Source organism: Halobellus ruber (assembly GCF_014212355.1).
In the GTDB taxonomy this organism is placed as follows: domain Archaea; phylum Halobacteriota; class Halobacteria; order Halobacteriales; family Haloferacaceae; genus Haloquadratum; species Haloquadratum rubrum.
Genome location: NZ_JACKXD010000004.1, coordinates 63289 through 79246, shown reverse-complemented (window position 1 = coordinate 79246; position 15958 = coordinate 63289). Strand labels below are relative to the sequence as shown.

14 protein-coding genes are annotated in these 15958 nt (G+C 67.6%); 3 read left to right on the top strand and 11 right to left on the bottom strand.

Annotation, left to right across the window (positions count from 1 at the left end):
- Window positions 1-13 precede the first annotated feature (13 nt).
- The gene (dnaG, locus tag H5V44_RS11895) at window positions 14-1612 is read right to left on the bottom strand and encodes a DNA primase DnaG (RefSeq protein ID WP_185193354.1); all 1599 of its coding nucleotides are present in this window, start codon (window positions 1610-1612) and stop codon (window positions 14-16) included.
- Window positions 1613-1875: 263 nt separating this feature from the next.
- On the opposite strand from dnaG, the gene H5V44_RS11890 reads away from it, so the two are divergent.
- Together H5V44_RS11890 and H5V44_RS11885 are read left to right on the top strand one after the other, a co-directional pair.
- Window positions 1876-2106: a DUF3311 domain-containing protein gene (locus tag H5V44_RS11890; RefSeq protein WP_185193353.1), complete on the top strand. Its 231-nt coding sequence runs from the start codon at window positions 1876-1878 to the stop codon at window positions 2104-2106.
- Complete coding sequence (locus tag H5V44_RS11885; RefSeq protein WP_185193352.1) at window positions 2099-3601, top strand: sodium:solute symporter family protein; 1503 nt, start codon at window positions 2099-2101, stop codon at window positions 3599-3601. The genes H5V44_RS11890 and H5V44_RS11885 overlap by 8 nt, the downstream gene beginning before the upstream one ends.
- A gap of 18 nt (window positions 3602-3619) precedes the next feature.
- Here the strand turns inward: H5V44_RS11885 and H5V44_RS11880 are convergent, their stop codons facing one another.
- The 9 genes from H5V44_RS11880 to H5V44_RS11840 form a co-directional block, all read right to left on the bottom strand.
- Window positions 3620-4828 (bottom strand): PQQ-dependent sugar dehydrogenase, encoded by a 1209-nt coding sequence (locus H5V44_RS11880; protein ID WP_185193351.1) that lies wholly within the window; start codon window positions 4826-4828, stop codon window positions 3620-3622.
- A gap of 79 nt (window positions 4829-4907) precedes the next feature.
- On the bottom strand, window positions 4908-5387 hold the full coding sequence (locus H5V44_RS11875) for a universal stress protein (RefSeq protein ID WP_185193350.1): 480 nt from the start codon (window positions 5385-5387) through the stop codon (window positions 4908-4910).
- A gap of 254 nt (window positions 5388-5641) precedes the next feature.
- On the bottom strand, window positions 5642-5845 hold the full coding sequence (locus H5V44_RS11870; RefSeq protein ID WP_185193349.1) for a hypothetical protein: 204 nt from the start codon (window positions 5843-5845) through the stop codon (window positions 5642-5644).
- Window positions 5845-7035 carry an ABC transporter ATP-binding protein gene (locus H5V44_RS11865; RefSeq protein WP_185193348.1) on the bottom strand — a complete coding sequence of 397 codons (1191 nt, stop codon included), beginning with the start codon at window positions 7033-7035 and terminating at the stop codon, window positions 5845-5847. The genes H5V44_RS11870 and H5V44_RS11865 overlap by 1 nt, the downstream gene beginning before the upstream one ends.
- Window positions 7036-7039: 4 nt before the next feature.
- A complete protein-coding gene (locus tag H5V44_RS11860) occupies window positions 7040-8002 on the bottom strand; it encodes a carbohydrate ABC transporter permease (protein ID WP_185193347.1) in 963 nt (320 codons plus the stop codon).
- The gene (locus H5V44_RS11855) at window positions 7999-9006 is read right to left on the bottom strand and encodes a carbohydrate ABC transporter permease (RefSeq protein ID WP_394354535.1); all 1008 of its coding nucleotides are present in this window, start codon (window positions 9004-9006) and stop codon (window positions 7999-8001) included. The genes H5V44_RS11860 and H5V44_RS11855 overlap by 4 nt, the downstream gene beginning before the upstream one ends.
- 62 nt (window positions 9007-9068) lie before the next feature.
- The gene (locus tag H5V44_RS11850) at window positions 9069-10556 is read right to left on the bottom strand and encodes an extracellular solute-binding protein (protein ID WP_185193346.1); all 1488 of its coding nucleotides are present in this window, start codon (window positions 10554-10556) and stop codon (window positions 9069-9071) included.
- 228 nt (window positions 10557-10784) lie between these two features.
- Complete coding sequence (locus H5V44_RS11845) at window positions 10785-11834, bottom strand: TrmB family transcriptional regulator (RefSeq protein WP_185193345.1); 1050 nt, start codon at window positions 11832-11834, stop codon at window positions 10785-10787.
- Between the two features lie 233 nt (window positions 11835-12067).
- Complete coding sequence (locus H5V44_RS11840; protein ID WP_185193595.1) at window positions 12068-13042, bottom strand: aldo/keto reductase; 975 nt, start codon at window positions 13040-13042, stop codon at window positions 12068-12070.
- Window positions 13043-13234: 192 nt separating this feature from the next.
- Here H5V44_RS11840 and H5V44_RS11835 point away from each other — a divergent pair, with 192 nt between their 5' ends.
- Window positions 13235-14098, top strand: coding sequence for a hypothetical protein (locus tag H5V44_RS11835; RefSeq protein ID WP_185193344.1), 864 nt, complete (start codon window positions 13235-13237; stop codon window positions 14096-14098).
- A gap of 30 nt (window positions 14099-14128) precedes the next feature.
- Here the strand turns inward: H5V44_RS11835 and H5V44_RS11830 are convergent, their stop codons facing one another.
- A complete protein-coding gene (locus tag H5V44_RS11830) occupies window positions 14129-15796 on the bottom strand; it encodes an alpha-glucosidase (RefSeq protein ID WP_185193343.1) in 1668 nt (555 codons plus the stop codon).
- Window positions 15797-15958 lie beyond the last annotated feature (162 nt).

Sequence of the window (15958 nt, the reverse complement as noted above, 5' to 3'; positions counted from 1 at the left end):
CGGACCGCCGGGGTCAGCCTGCGACGGAGTTCGCGAGCTGGTCGGCGGTGCGGAGCCTGACGCCGACCGGCTTTTTCACGAACTCGCCGGTGGTGGCCGCGATCGCGTGGTCGACGCCGCGCTGGGCCGCGATGTCGAGCAGCCGCTGGGTGAACTCCCCGTCGAGGACGACCGCGTACGGGGCGGGGTCGGCCCCGTCGATGGCGTCGAACGCGTCGGCAGCGGGCGCCTCACGGGCGGTCGCGAGGTCGTCGTCGAGAAGCCGGACGGTGCCGCTGTCCCCGTCGATGACCTCCCGGACGTGGTCCGCGAGCGAGCGCGGGGCGTCGTCCGCGTCGGGTGCGTCGTCGCTGTCGGCGCCGTCTCCACCGCTGTCGGCGCCGTCGGCCGCCTGCGGCGAGGCCTCACCGTCGGTAGCGTCGCTGCCGGTCCCGTCGGCCCCGCCTTCGACGTCGCCGTCGTCGGCCTCGCGGGGGGACGACGTCTCCGGGGTCCCCCGATCCCCGGTCGAGGCAGCCTCGGCGGTGCCGTTCGACGCCGGGGGAGCGCTCGCGGAGCCGTCGGGGTCCGCCGTCGCTGACGCCGTGGCGGCCGCGTCGTCGTCCGCCGGGGTGGCCCCCGTCGAGGCTTCGGTGTCGCTGGCGTCCGAACGCGCGGCTCGCGACCCGTCGTGGGCGTCGTACTCGTACTCCTGTGCGTCGAGCCTGTCGGCCCGCGGGGCCGCCGACTCAGTCGTCGGCGACCCCTGTCGAGGGTCCGGCGGCTCACCCTCGGGGTCGTCGTGGGTGTCGGCCGACCTCGAAGGATCGACCTCGACTGCGCCGATCGGGTCCTTGTTCCGGAGCGCCGCGAACACCTCGTGGCGGTCTAAGTCCTCGACGGACCGCCCCTCGGGCGCGAACGCGACGTGGTCGACGTCGCCCACCTGCGTGAGCTCACGGAGGATGAGCCGGCCGCCGCGGTCGCCGTCGAGGAACGCGGTCGTGGTCCGCTCCTGGGTGAGGTCCGCCACCGCGTCGGGGACGTTGGTACCTTCGACCCCGATCGCGTTTTTGACCCCGTAGCGGAGGAGGTTCAGCACGTCGGCTCGCCCCTCCACGACGACGACCGCGTCCGACTCGCCGACCCGGGGGCCGGCGGGGAGGCCCTCGTACTCGCCGATGTCCTCGATCCGGACGCTCTCTTTCACTTCGTCGAGGATCTCCGAGGAGGACATCACGCTCTCGTCGAACGACTCCGAGAGGAGTTCCTTCGCGCGCTCGACGACCTCGCGGCGCTTTGCCTCCCGGACGTCCTCTATGTCGGTGACCTCCACGGTGGCCCGGCAGGGCCCGACTCTGGTGATGGTTTCGAGCGAGGCCGCCAGGATCGCGGTCTTGACCCGATCGAGGGTGCTCGCGATGGTGACTGTGCCGAACGACTGCCCGTTCTGGGAGTCGATCTCGACGTCGATGCGTCCGACCTTCGAGGACTGCTGGAGGTCCCGGAGGTCCAGGTCGTCGCCGAGGAGGCCCTCGGTCTGCCCGAAGATGGCCCCGACGACGTCGGAGCGCTCCACGACGCCGTCCGCCGTGATCGCCGCGTGAATGAGGTATTTTTCAGTGTCTTCCATTGGTGAATCCCCCTGTGGGGGCGTGTGAGTGATGTGCGCGTCATGGGAAGCCCGATGACGTGTATATATACGGGCCGCTCCCGGCAAATAACTGTCGTACTCGGGAACCCGAACTCCGCGCTTCGAGGCATACGGTCGGTCGGGCGACCTCGTGAGGGAAAGCTGGCTGTCGGTTCGGAACCGCGAAAAAAATATCTCTTCGATTCACTACTCCGAATTAGATATAGAAATACTTACGACCGTGAAGTGCTTAATTTCGTTCGATGACGCGAAAGAAGACCGATTATCTCTGGATCGCCGTCTTCGGAGTGCTCACCGCGTTCGGAATTCCGTGGTTCCTCTGGGGATCCGCGACGACGTGGGCGGGGTTGCCCGTGTGGCTGTGGTGGCACGTCGGGTGGATGGTGCTGGCGGCAGTCGCGTTTGCGGGGTTCACCCGCGGGGCGTGGGATCGTGGAATGAACGTCGACGGGGAGGTGCGGACCGATGGCTGAGTCGGCCCTGGTCGTCCAACTCGGCGTGCTCGGCGCGTACCTGCTCGTCGCGCTCGCGGTCGGCGTCGCCGCCTACCGGCTGACTGGCAGCGACGCGGAGGATTACTACCTCGCGGGCCGGTCGATCGGGACGGTCGTGCTGCTGTTTACCACCTTCGCGACCCTGCTCTCGGCGTTCACCTTCTTCGGCGGTCCCACCCTCGCGTACAACGCCGGGCCCGAGTGGATCCTGGTGATGGGCGTGATGGACGGACTGTTGTTTGCGATCCTCTGGTACGCAATCGGCTACCGCCAGTGGCTGATCGGTCGCGTCGAGGGGTACGTCACCCTGGGGGAGATGCTCGGCGACCGGTTCGGGTCGAGACGCCTCCGCGCGCTGGTGGCTGGCGTGTCGCTGTTCTGGCTGTTCCCCTACGTGATGCTCCAGCAGATGGGCGCGGGCGAGGCGATCGTCGGACTCACCGGCGGCGCGGTACCGTACTGGGCGGGGGCAGCGTTCATCACGCTGTTCATGATCGGCTACGTCGTCCTCGCGGGACTCCGCGGCGTCGCGTGGACCGACACGATCCAGGGCGTGTTCATGCTCGGGATCGTGTGGGTCGCCGTCGGGTGGGTGCTTACCAGTGCGGGCGGCTTCGGCGAAGTGTCGACGGCACTGGCGAGGAACCGCCCCGAGTTCCTCTCGCTGGGCGGGGGGCTCTACTCCCCGCAGTGGATGATCGCCCAGGCCGTGACGATCGCGTTCGGCGTCACGATGTTCCCACAGATCAACCAACGGTTCTTCGTCGCGAAAGAGGCCCGCGTGCTGAAGCGGTCGTTCACGCTGTGGCCGGTGTTGGTGCTTCTACTCTTCGTCCCCGCGTTCCTGCTCGGGACGTGGGCGGCGGGGCTCGGCGTGGCGGTCCCGGAGGGTGCGAACGTGATCCCCGTGCTCCTGAACGCCTACACCCCGGCGTGGTTCGCGGCGCTTGTGATCGCCGGCGCGATGGCAGCGATGATGTCCTCCTCCGATTCGATGCTGCTGTCGGGATCCTCGTATCTCACACGCGACCTCTACCGGCCGTTCGTGAACCCCGACGCCGACGACGAGCGGGAGGCGTGGCTCGGCCGGATCGGCGTCGCCGCGTTCGCGACCGGGACGTTCGTCGCCAGCCTGTTCCGGCCGGGCACTTTAGTGGAGATCGGCAGCACCGCCTTCGGCGGGTACGCACAACTGGCGCTTCCCGTGATGGTCGCGCTCTACTGGCCGGAGACGACTCGCCGGGGGATGCTCGCCGGGATCGGGGGGTCGCAACTGTTCTACCTCGCCCACGTGTTCGTTCCCCCGTTCACCGTCGGCGGCGTGACGGTCCTCGGGTCGACGTACCTGACGTGGGACTTCGCGCTCTACGGGATGGTGCTGTCGTTGCTTCTCACGGTCGGGGTGTCGCTCGTCACCGCCTCCGACGCCGACGAGCGGACCGAGCGGTTCGCCGTGGGGAGCGGCGCGGACTGAGACGGGCGGATCTCGCACTCACGCGGGTGTGAGCCGCACCAACGGCCCGGGATCGGCGTCGACCGCGACGAGGAGCCCATCGTCGGGGCCGACCGTCACTGCCCGGATCCGCCACTCCCGGTCGGCGAGCAGTTGCCCGACCTCCGTGACCTCCCGACCGTCGACCGCGAACCGACCCAGGTACTGCCCGGCGAGGTTGCCCGCGAACAGGTCGCCGGACCACGCCGACGCCGACCCGTCGTAGATCGCGAGCCCCGAGGGCGGGAACCCGCCGGAGCCGCAGGGCCAGTAGTGGACCGGGGCGACGACGTCGGCGCGGTCGTCGTGGGAGACACCGATCGGCTCGCCGCCGCCGTAGGTGCAGGCCTCGGTCGCGACCGGCCACCCGAAGTTGCCGCCCTGCTGGAGGATGTTGATCTCGTCGCCGTCCTGCTCGCCGTGTTCGTGCTCCCAGAGGTCGCCCGTCCCGGGGTGGACCGCGAGTCCCTGCGGGTTGCGGTGGCCGTAGCTGAAGATCGGGTCCCGGGCGTCGGGGTCGTCGACGAACGGGTTCCCGGATGGGATCGACCCGTCCGGCTCGAACCGGAGGACGGCCCCGTGGTCGGTGGTCAGGTCCTGGGCGGTGTGCTCGGGGCCGAAGTCCTTGAACTGCCGGTCGCCGACGGTGACGTACGCGCGGTCGTCGGGGCCGAAGACGACCCGGGAGCCGAAGTGGCCGTTCGACTCGACGAACGGCTCGGCGGTATGAAGGACCTCGAAGTCGTCGAGTCGGGCGCCGTCGGGCGCGAGCAGACCGCGACCGAGGCGGGTCGTGGTTTCGCCCGCGCCGTTCGCCACCGAGTAGGTGAGATACACCCACGGGCTGTCGGGGTAGTCGGGGTGAAGCGCCACGTCCAGCAGCCCGCCCTGGCCGCCGGCGAACACCTCGGGCGTGCCGTCGATCCGGGTCGTCGTGCCGTCGGGGGCGGCCCGGACGAACCCGCCCGGGCGCTCGGTGACCAGGGTTGCGCCGTCGGGCGCGACCGCGAGTCCCCAGGGCTGATCGAGGTCGTCGACGATCGTCTCGACCTCGTGGGTTCCGTCCCCGCCGGCGTCGTCGGGTGCGGTGGTCCCGCCGTTCGTGGCTCCGTCGCCGTCGGATGTCGGGGGGCTCGCGGCACACCCGGCGAACGCGAGGGTGCCGGCCGCGAGTCCCGCCCGCAGAAACCGTCGCCGGTCGCCGTTCATACGCGGGGTTCGGGCCGGCGGGGTTAGCACTTGTCGGCGGGGTACTGAAAACGAGAGACGGCTCCGAACGGAGGTCGGCTTACGCGGGGGCAGCGGCGCGCTGCGGCTTCTTCGACTGCGCCTTCACGAACGTCACTGGGACTTCTGACTCCAGCAGCACCTTCTGTGCCGTCGAACCGAACAGCGCCTTCCCGGTGGCCGAGCGGTTGCGCCCGCCCACGACGACCAGGTCGGCGTTCTCGGACCGCGACCGTCGGAGGATGGCGTCGGAGACGTCGCCGAGAGCGCCGCGGACGACGTAGTCAACGCCCGCCTCGTCGAGTCGTTCCGTGACCTCGCCGACGAGCCGCGAGCGCTTCGAGATGTCGTCGGGCGTGACTTCGGAGTCCTCGCCGAGGTGGAGCTGTGCCTCGATGGTGTCGTACTGGTCCCGGTCGAAGACGTGCAGCAGCACGATTCGCCCGTCGGAGTCGACGATCGACGTCGCGGTGTCGACGAGTTCCGGGAGCCGGTGTTCGTCCTGCGATCCGATCGCGAGAAGGACTGTGTTCATACTCATTGTGTCTGTAGGGAGGTCCCCCGAGCACTTGAGTTTTTCGAGATATTTACTGGAAACCGAGTAAAAATCCAGTAAGTACGTCGGCAGCGGAGTTCATCGTCGCACGATCCGACGGGACCGACGGCTCGCGGCGAGCGTTCCTCGCACTCGGTATACTGGTGCCCACGCCTCGGAATTTGAACCCGACCCTCGTGCAACAGTCTGCCGATCACACCATCGAACTGAAACGCCTCGTCGGCGGGAACTGTCGACCGTCAGTAGAGCTGCTCTTCGCGTTCCTCGCGCTCGCGGCGCTCCCGCTCTTCTTCGGCCTGCTTGCGCCGCCCGCGGCGGTACCGACGGATACCGGGGATGATCTTGTTCTTCAGGTCCAGGGCGAAGGAGACGAACCCGTACGCCCAGAAGAAAAACAGGAAGATCACTGCGCCCACGTACGCGAGGACGGCGAACTCGACCATCAGTCGTCCCCTTCGACCTCCGTGCCGGTGGGGCCGCCTGCCGCGGCCGGCGCCTCGACGAGCCCGTGGGTGATCGCCTCGCCGTCCTCGTCGAAGAGGTGGAGCTTCGAGCGGTCCAAGATTACGTCCATCTCCTCTTCCTCCTGGATGTCGCTGTCGGGGTCGACGCTCATCAGGATCTCGCCGGGGTCCGAGCCCTCCTCCATACTGCCGCCCTCCGCGACGTCCTCGGTCACCAGGTAGACGAAGATCTCGTCGCCCATCGGTTCGAGCACGTCCGAGCGGGTCGGGATCGGGGCCGTCGGGTGTGCGAGGTCATCGACGAGGGCGGTGACGTAGACGTCCTCCGGCCTGACGCCCAGCGTGACCGACTGGCCGGGCGTGAGCCCGAACGCGGTCGGGTCGAACTCGGCGGCGACCTGCCCGTACGTGGAGGCGAACCCGTCGTTCGTGATCTCCCCCTCGATCGTGTTCATCGACGGCGAGCCGATGAACGTCGCCACGAAGAGGTTCGCCGGCTCGTTGTAACAGACCAGCGGCGGCGCGATCTGCTGGAGTTGGCCGGTGTCGAGCACCGCGATCCGGTCGGACATCGTCATCGCCTCCGCCTGGTTGTGCGTGACGTAGATGATCGTCGTGTCGAGTTCGCGGTGGAGCCGCTGAAGCTGCGTGCGCATATGGACGCGGAGCTTCGCGTCCAGGTTCGCCAGCGGCTCGTCCATCAGGAAGACGTCGGGATCGCGGACGATCGCCCGGGCGATCGCGACCCGCTGGCGCTGCCCGCCGGACATCTCGTCGGGCATCCGATCGAGCATCCCCTCCAGTTCGACGACCTCCGCGGCCTCGTCGACCCGATCGTCGATCTCCTCCTTCTCGTAGTTGCGGAGGCGGAGGCCGAAGGAGATGTTCTCATAGACGTCCATGTGCGGGAACAGCGCGATGTTCTGGAAGACCATCGAGATCCCGCGGTCCTTCGGCGGCAGGTTCGTCACGTCCCGCTCGCCGATGCGGACGGTGCCCTCCGTGGGCACCGTCAGCCCCGAGATGGTCTCCATCGTCGTCGACTTGCCGCACCCCGACGGACCCACGAGAGTGACGAACTCCCCGTGGTTGATGTCGAGGTTCATATCGTCGACGGCCGTTACGTCGTCGTACCGTTTGGTGACGTGTTCGAGTTGTACTCGTGCCATAGTGTTACTCCTTGAGTGCCCCGGAGGTGAGTCCGCTCACGATCTTCTCCTGTGCGATCACGACCAGGACGGCGACCGGGATCACCGCGATGATGCTACCGGCCGCCATAACGCCGTAGGTGACCTCGAACTGCCCCGCGCGCTGGAGGCTGAGGAGGCCGCCGACGATCGGTGCCCAGTTCTCCGGCTGGCCGTTGTTCATCAGCTGGCTGAAGAAGAACTCGTTGTAGACCGCGATGAAGGTGAGCACCCCCGCGGTCGCGACGCCGGGCGCCGACAGCGGGACGATCACGCGGAACAGCGCGCCGAGCCGCGTCGTCCCCTCCACCCGGGCGGCGTCCTCGAGCCCGTCGGGGATCTGCCCGTAGAACGTCGTGAGGATGAATATCGACAGCGGCATAAAGAGCGCGCTGAACGGGAGGATCATCGACCCCGGCGTGTTGTAGAGGCTCACCCCGGAGATCACGTTCCCCGTGAACAGCTGGTACAGCGGCACGAAGAACGCCGCCGGCGGGAAGTAGCTGATCGCCAGGATCAGCAGCATCATCGGCTGTCGCCCCGGGAACTCCAGGCGGCCGAAGACGTACCCCGCGAGGCTGGCGAGAAGCAGCACCAGGGCGGTGGTCGTCAGCGCCAGGACGATGCTGTTGATCATGTACCGGAGGAAGTTGATCTTCTGGAACACCTCCAGGAACACGCCGAACTGAAGCGTATTCAGCTGCGGGAGAACCGCGAGCGCCCCGGTGTCGGGCGTGATCGCGAGCACCAGAAGGAAGTAGAAGGGAAAAAGCGTCGTGATGAGGAAGAAGATCGTTGCGACGTAGAACATCGCGCGGTAGACCCGCTGTGGGTCCTTGATCGCCTTGTTGACCCACCGCTGGACCGGGCCGCGTTTGAGCTCCCGTTCGGCGCCGGTCCGGCCGGCGGCGATCCCGCCGTCCGACCGGGCGTCGTCGTCGCCGCTCATTGGCCACCACGGGCGTAGCCCACGATGTACACGGAGACCGCGGCAGCGATGATCGCGGCGGTGATGAACGCGATGGTCGCAGAGGACCCGAGCATTCGGTTGTTGAACGTCGTGACAACCAGACACGACAGCGACGGCACGGTCGTACAGCCGGCGACAGTCTCGATGAGCCCGTAGACCCGCATCGCCTGGATCGTGCGGAACAGCATCGCCACCATCACCGTCGGCAGGATGATCGGCAGCGTGACGTACTTGAACCGCTGCCACGGCGACGCGCCGGCGACCTTCGCGACGTCGTAGAGCCCGCGGTCGATCGCCTGCATCCCCGCGAGGATCAGAAGCGCCATAAACGCCGTCGTCTTCCAGATGTCGCCGACGATGACGATCATCGTCGCGTCCTGGGCGTTCGCCAGCGGCGTCGTCGTCAGGAGCCCGAGCTGGTTCAGGAACGCGGGGTTCTCGGAGGTGCCGACGAGGAACCCGACGTTCGGCTGGAACATCAGGAAGAAGATCATCCCCTGAACGACGATCGGGATCGCCCACGGCAGGATGATCGCCACCCGGACCCACCGCCGGCCACGGAAGTCCTGATCGAGGACGAGCGCCTGGACGAACCCGATCAACGTCTCAAAGAAGACGCTGATGACCGTGAACAGGATCGTCACGGTGAGCGCGCTGTTGAAGAACGCCTGTACCGTCAGCGCTTCGGGGAGGAACGGTGCGGGCAACAGTGCAGTCCGCTCGCCTGTGAGGATCGCGACGTAGTTCTCGACGCCGACGAACCCCCCGACGCTGGCCTGTCCCAGACTGTCGGCGAAAAGCGAGAGGCGGAACGTCGACAGCAGCGGCCAGAAGGCGATGACGCCGAGCACTACGAACGCCGGCGTCAACAGGAGATACGCGTACTGGGTCTCCGAGAGGTTCTCCATCCAGGTGACGACCGACGCGTACACCCCCGAGCGCTCGTCCGGTACCGACCCGGCCCGCCGTTGTTCAGTGCTCATAGTACCAACATCCGTAATGATTGCTCATTCGATAATAAGTGTATGGTACGCGTTCACTCGGTCTACGCCTGCTCCTCGATCGACTGCAGCGACGATTCGAGGTCGGACATCGCCTGCGAGGGGCTCTTCTCCTGTCGGAGGGCGGCGTTGACCTCGGTCGCGATCTGGCTCGACTCCTGCGGCCAGACGACGGTGACCGGACGCGGGAGCGCGTTCTCGCCGGCGACCTGCAGGCTGTCGACGTAGCGTCCGATCGGATCGAGCTCCCGAGTCCGCTCGGTGTTGATGAGGTCCGGGATCGGGGGGATCCACCCGCCGATCTCGAACATCCGGAGGCGGACCTCGTCGGTCTGAAGCGCGCGGAACAGCTGAACGGCGGCCTGCTTCCGGACGTCGCTGGCGTTGGGGTTGAGCGTGAGGTGCCAGCCGCCCAGCGCGGACGTGCTCCCGCCGATCGTCCCGTACTGGGACTCGCCCAGCGGCACCGTGTACGGGATCGGCATCACGCCGAGGTCCTCGCCGAAGACGTCCGACGCGGCGTTGATGTTGATCGAGTACGGCCAGTTGCGGAGCGCGACGGCGTTGCCGTTGGTGAACGGCTCCCGGGAGGGCTCCTCGGTGTAGGAAACCACCGCGTCCGGCGAGATGTCGGCGTACCCCTCAAGCGCCGTCGAGTCGTCCTGCCCGTAGATGAACGTCCGCATCATCCGGATCGCGTTGATGACGCTCTCGTCGTTGACGGTGATCGGGCGGTCGCCGACGGGCCCGAAGTAGTTCTCGAACTCGCCGAAGTACGACCCGCCGTGTGAGCCCATAAACTCGATGAAGTCACAGCACGACAGCCCCTCGTAGTTGTCGCCCTGCCAGGTGAACCCCATCTGGGTGTCAGTGGCGTCCATCGTCTCCCGGACGGCCTGGGAGAACTCCTGCCACCGCATCGGCTCGGTGGCCCACGTCTCGAAGTCGGAGTCGGAGTAGCCCGCCTCGCGCATCAGGTCCTTGCGGTACTGGATCGTCGGGAAGTCCGCGAAAAGCGGGATCCCGTAGAGGTCGCCGGTCTGTCCCTGGGCGGTGGCGACCATGTTCCCCAGGTAATCGTTCGTCACCGTGTCCGTGATCGAACTCGGCAGCTGCTGGCTGAGGTTCGCGATCTGTCTCCGCGCGATGAACGGGATCGTCCAGCCGTTGTCCATCATCATGATCGTCGGCCGTTGCTGTCCGGCCGAGAGGATCTGCTGGTACTGTGAGCGCCGGTCGCCGGTCGTGAACGAGCCGGCCAGGAACTCGATGTCGATGTTCTCCGGCAGCCCCCCGTCCTCGCGGAGCGTCTGGATGATGTCGTCGGCGGCGTTCGCGAAGTTCGAGTCGGCCGCGACTTGGATCGTGACCTCCTCGTCGGGCGCGTCGGTGTCGATCGGTTCGTCGGTACCGCCACCGCCGCCGTCGCCGCCACCACCCGAGCAGCCCGCGAGCCCGGCCGCGCCGAGCGCACCCGTAGCCGCGAGGTACTGTCGTCGTGAGACGCTGTTCGATCTGTCGTTTTCGGGCATCGTCTGTGGGTGTAAGTAACAATAATTAATATAGGTACGGGTTTTTACAATCGGTGTTGTTAATTGAACGAACCGCGGATGTCGGCAGCCGTGGCCCGTGGGAGCCGATTCCCACCGGGCGGTCGGACGAGTTGACGCCGGCGAGGCGATCGGACCAGTGGCGGTGGAAACCCGGTGTCGGGGACGGTCGGACCGGTGACGAACAAAACCCGGTGTCGGGGCCAGCGGTTATCCGATCACGGTGAGTCTGGTCCCCTCGACGTCCTCGACGATCGCACCCCACCCGCCGATGCTCATGTGTTCGCCGTCGATGTCGAGGTCGACTGTCACTTGGCCGGAGAGTTCGAACCCGTTTGTGGCCTCAGTCTCGAATGGGACCCGGATGTCGGTGACGAGCCCCTCGATCTGACACGCCTCGCCGGTGTCCGTGTGGTAGCCTTCCACACGCAACCGGACGGGGTTCTCCCGCCAGTCGATCTCGCGGAGGTCCCGGACCAGGTGCCGCACGTCGAAGTACTCGATCGGGTAGCCGTCGTCCGGCCGGTGGATCTGCTCCCACGGCTCCCACAGACAAGTGAGGAAGTACCAGTAGAACACGTAGGTGTGCGTCCTGTCGTTCACGAGGACGCCGTAGCGGTCGTAGGAATCCGGCGGGTGCGCGAAGCAGGCGCGTCGCCGGTCCGCGAGCGCGACGAACGGCGCCGGCAGGGGGCGGTGGCGGATCTCCGTACAGCACTCCGCGAAGCGATCGACGTCGAGGGCGGTCCGGTCGTCGTCGGTGTGGACGGACACGCGGACGGAGACGCCGCGGTCGGCCGCGTCCTCGATGGCGGGCCGGAGCCGCTCCAAGTTCTCCACCGTCGCCGACAGCAGGATCTGGTGGTTCGCCTCCGCGATGAACGACTTCGCGCGGGTGATGACGGTGCGGAACCGCGTCACGATGCTCGCGTCACCGGCGGCCAACTCCGGCTGGTCCCACCGCTTTTCGACCTCCTCGGCGGCCCGCTCCAGCCGGGTCGCCTTCCCCCTGAGGTCTTCGAGCACCTTCGACGGGCTGTGTGCGCGAACCTGGAGCGCGGCCTGCTCGAACGTCTCGACGTAGCCCCGGTCCTCGAGCGATTCGAGGACGTCGTAGATGCGCGGCCCGGGCACGTCGCTGGCGTCGGCGACATTCGTCGCCGAGGCGGCCCCGAGGTCCAGAAGCGTGACGTAGGCATCTGCCTGGTACGGCGACAGCCCGGCAGCCTCCAGCACCTCGACGAGCGACTCGGTGTCCATACCCGTTGGGTGTGCGGCATCGACTAAACGGTGTCGCGTCCGGGGATGTGGGTGGTTCAGGGGGAATCCGGCACCGGAGGTCGTCCTCGGCGGCCGCCTCCCGCCGCCGGAGCACGCCGGCGACGGACGGCGACCCGATGTGGCGCTCCGTTCAACGGATTATTGTAGTCAACTGCCGGTCATCGCCGACCCCGTCTCCGGCAATGACCGGTAATTCGTTACGATGATCCGTATCAGTCCTTGCCCGGCGCGGGCCACCGGGGGGTCTTCGGCGCCTCGATCCGGGCCATCTCGTCGTCGCTCAGATCGACCGCGAGCGCGCCGACGTTCTCCTCTAGGTGGTCGATCCGCCGCGGGCCGAGGATCGGCGCGTCGACGACCTCCTTGTGCAGGAGCCACGCGAGGCTGACCTGTGCGGGCGTCGCTCCCTTCGCCTCGGCGATGTCGCGGATCGCCTCGAGTACAGCCCAGTTCTCCTCAGTGAACCGCCGGGCGGTGTAGTCGTCGGTCGCCGCCCGCCCCGAGTCGGGCGTCTCGCCCCGCTCGTACTTGCCCGTCAGGAAGCCGCCCGCCAGCGGCGACCACGGCAGGACGCCGACGCCTTCGGCCTCGCAGGCGGGGAGGACGTTCGCCTCCTCGTGGCGGTCGACCGCGTTGTACTCCGGCTGCATCGAGACGAACCGCTCGCGGTTCTCCACGTCGGCGGCGTACAGCGCCCGGGTGAACTTCCAGGCCGGCATCGTACTCGCGCCGACGTACCGCACCAGCCCCTCCTCGACGAGATGATCCAGCGCCGAAAGGGTCTCCTCGAGGGGGGTGTCGTCGTCCCACCGGTGGATCTGGTAGAGGTCGATGTAGTCGAGTCCGAGGCGGTCGAGCGACGCCGCCGCCTGATCGAGGACGTGTTTCCGCGAGAGCCCCCGCCCGTTCGGCCCCTCGCGCATCCGATGGTACACCTTCGTCGCCACGACCACCTCCGAGCGGTCGTACCCCTCGATGGCGCGGCCGACGATCTCCTCGCTCTCGCCGCGGGAGTAGACGTTGGCGGTGTCTAAGACGTTGATCCCCATCTCCAGGGCGTGCTCGATGATCTCGCGGGACCGCTCCTCGTCGCCGATCATCCACGGTTCGCCGGAGCCGAAGTTCATACACCCCAGGGCGAACCGGGAGACCTCCAGTCCGGTCTCGCCGAGGGTCGTATACTCCATCTCGGTCATCGACCGCCATTCGACGGGCACGGGGAAAAAGCGCGTCGGGGTCTGGGGGATGCCGCAACGTTGATACTGCGGAGACGACTACTCCGGCGGTATGATCCCGTCTCCCGTCGCTGCGCTCATACTGATTACTCTCGTCTCCGCCCGTCGAGCATCGGCAACGAGGGTGACGCTCGGCGGTAAACAGTGAGAGTGCTCAGTATCAGGCGACCGGAACACACCGGCGAGAACCGCTGTTGGCCGTGTACCGCCGTCAACGTCGTGATCGTCGCCGCCCTCGCGGTCGTCGCCGCCGTCGTCTCCCCGATCCTGGCGGTCGGGACCGCGGTCGCCGGGCTGTTCCTCGTCGGCGTCCGGGGGTATCTGATCCCGGGCACGCCCCGGTTCGCGCCCGCCGTCGTCGCGCGGCTCCCCGGCGGCGAGGCGCTGTTCCACGACGCCGGGAGCCGGGAGTCGGGGTCGCTGGGCGGGGACCGTAGCGACGATCCGACCGCCGCCGACGACGGCGACGCGAATACCGACGGCGACGAGCCGGCCGATCCGCCCGCAGGGGACGAACTCCTCGACCGGCTCGTCGACGCCGGCGTCCTCGACGCCGACGGGGAGCGGGTCGCACCGACCGCCGAGTTCGAGGAACGGTGGCACGCGGAGATGGCGGCGCTCCGGGGTGCCGATACCGACGCGCTCGCCGACGCGGCGCTCGAATTCTCGCCCGCGACGGAGTCACACGCGGTCCGGCAGGACGGCGACGAGTGGGTCGCGCTCTCGTCGGGCGCCGAACACGCCTTCGAGGAGACCTGGCTCAGCCGCCCGGTCGCGGTCGCGGAGATCGGCGGGGCGCGCGCCGCCGCCGACTTCGTCGACGACGACACTGCGCTCGCGGCGGCGCAGACCTGCCGGCTGTTCCTCTCGGCGTGTCCGGACTGCGGAACGGCCCTCGAACGGGGGACCGAGGTCGACTGCTGCGGCGGCTACCGCGGGACGAACGAGGTCCCGGCGGAGACGCTCGTCTGTCCGTCGTGCGAGGTGCGGGTCTACACCTTCGAGTGACGGACTGAACCGAACTGGACCCCGCAACCGCTACTGCGACTGCTCGTACACCCGGGCCTCGTACGGTCGGAGCTCGACCGCCCCGTCCGGCGCGTCCGCGACGTCGTCGTAGTTGCTCAAAAGAAGCGACGCCTCGGCGTGCAGCGGATCGAGCCGCGCCCGGCGGTCCCCGTCGGAGAAGTTGATCGCGACGACGACCTCCCGCCCTTCGAGCGTCCGCGTGTAGACGTACAGCTGCTCGTCGTCGGGGTGGAAGAGGTCGTAGGCACCGCGGACGAGCGCGTCGGTCCCCCGGCGGAGAGCGATCAGGTCGCGGTAGTACGAGAGCACCGACGCCGACCCCTCCTGGCGGGCCACGTTGATTTCGGGGTAGTCGTCGTTCACGGGGATCCACGGTTCACCGTCGGTAAAGCCCGCGTGGGGCGTGTCGTCCCACTGCATCGGCGTCCGCGCGTTGTCCCGGGAGCGGTACTCGACGACCGGGCGGATCGCCTCGTAGTTCTCGATCAGGCCGTCCTCGATCAGCTCCCGGACGTTCCGGACGGTGTCGACGTCGCGGACGGACTCCAGGCTCTCGAAGGTGCTGTTGGTCATCCCGATCTCCTGGCCCTGGTAGACGAACGGCGTCCCCCGGAGGGTGAGGACGACCGTCGCGAGCGCGGTCGCGGACTCGTAATGGTACTCCCCGTCGTCGCCGAAGCGGGAGACGCTCCGGGGCTGGTCGTGGTTCTCGAAGAAGATCGTGTTCCAGGCGTAACCCTCAAGACCACGCTGCCACCTGTCCAGGATGGATTTGAGGTCCGTGAGCTCCCAGGAGCCGATGTCCCAGCGGCCCGCCTCGCCGAAGTCGAAGTCCATATGCTCGAAGGGAAAGACGAGGTCGAGCGGCCCGTCGCCGACGTACTTCCGGGCGGTCTCGATGTCGAGTTGGGGCATCTCGCCGACGGTGACGGCGGCGGTTCCCGCGAACACCTCGTCGTGCATCTCGCCGAGGTGCTCGTGGATCCGCGGGCCGTCGACGAAGAACTCGCTGCCGACCCACTCGCCGTCGGGGTCGCCGTCCGGGAGCCCCTCGGCCTTCGAGAGGAGATTGACGACATCCAGCCGGAAGCCGTCGATCCCCTTCCCGAGCCACCAGTTCATCGTGTCGTAGATCTCCTCGCGGACCTCGGGGGTCCGCCAGTTGAGGTCGGGCTGGTGAACGTCGAAGAGGTGGAGATACCACGCGCCGCGCTCCTCGTCGTAGGTCCACGCCGACCCGCCGAAGGCGGACTCCCAGTTGTTCGGCGGCTGGTCGGGGTCGCCCTCGCGCCAGACGTAGTAGTCGCCGTACTCCCCCTCCGGCTCCGACCGGGACCGCTGGAACCACTCGTGTTCGGAGGAGGTGTGGTTCGGGATCATGTCCATCACCAGCCGGATGTCGCGGTCGTGGAGCCGTTCGAGCATCCGGTCGAAGTCGTCCATCGTCCCGAACTCGGAGTGGATCGACCGGTAGTCGGCGACATCGTACCCGTTGTCGTACTGCGGCGACTCGTAGACCGGACTGAGCCAGACGGCGTCGACGCCCAGGTCGTCGAGGTAGCCGATCTTCTCGGTGATCCCCGGGATGTCCCCGAGCCCGTCGCCGTCGGTGTCGTTGAAGCTCCGCGGATAGATCTGATATACGACCGCCTCCTTCCACCAGGTGTGTTCGCTCATAGTTGGGAATTGTAGACCGCGGCGTTCGCTGTCGGTGTGATCGTCGTCCGGAGTTCCCCGCCGCTCGTCTTAACTGTTGTGAGAAGTACTCGGAGGCGGGTTAATCGTTCGCAGCCGAGCCGACGACGGACCGAGGGCGCTGGGGTGTCGGGACCAAAGCGG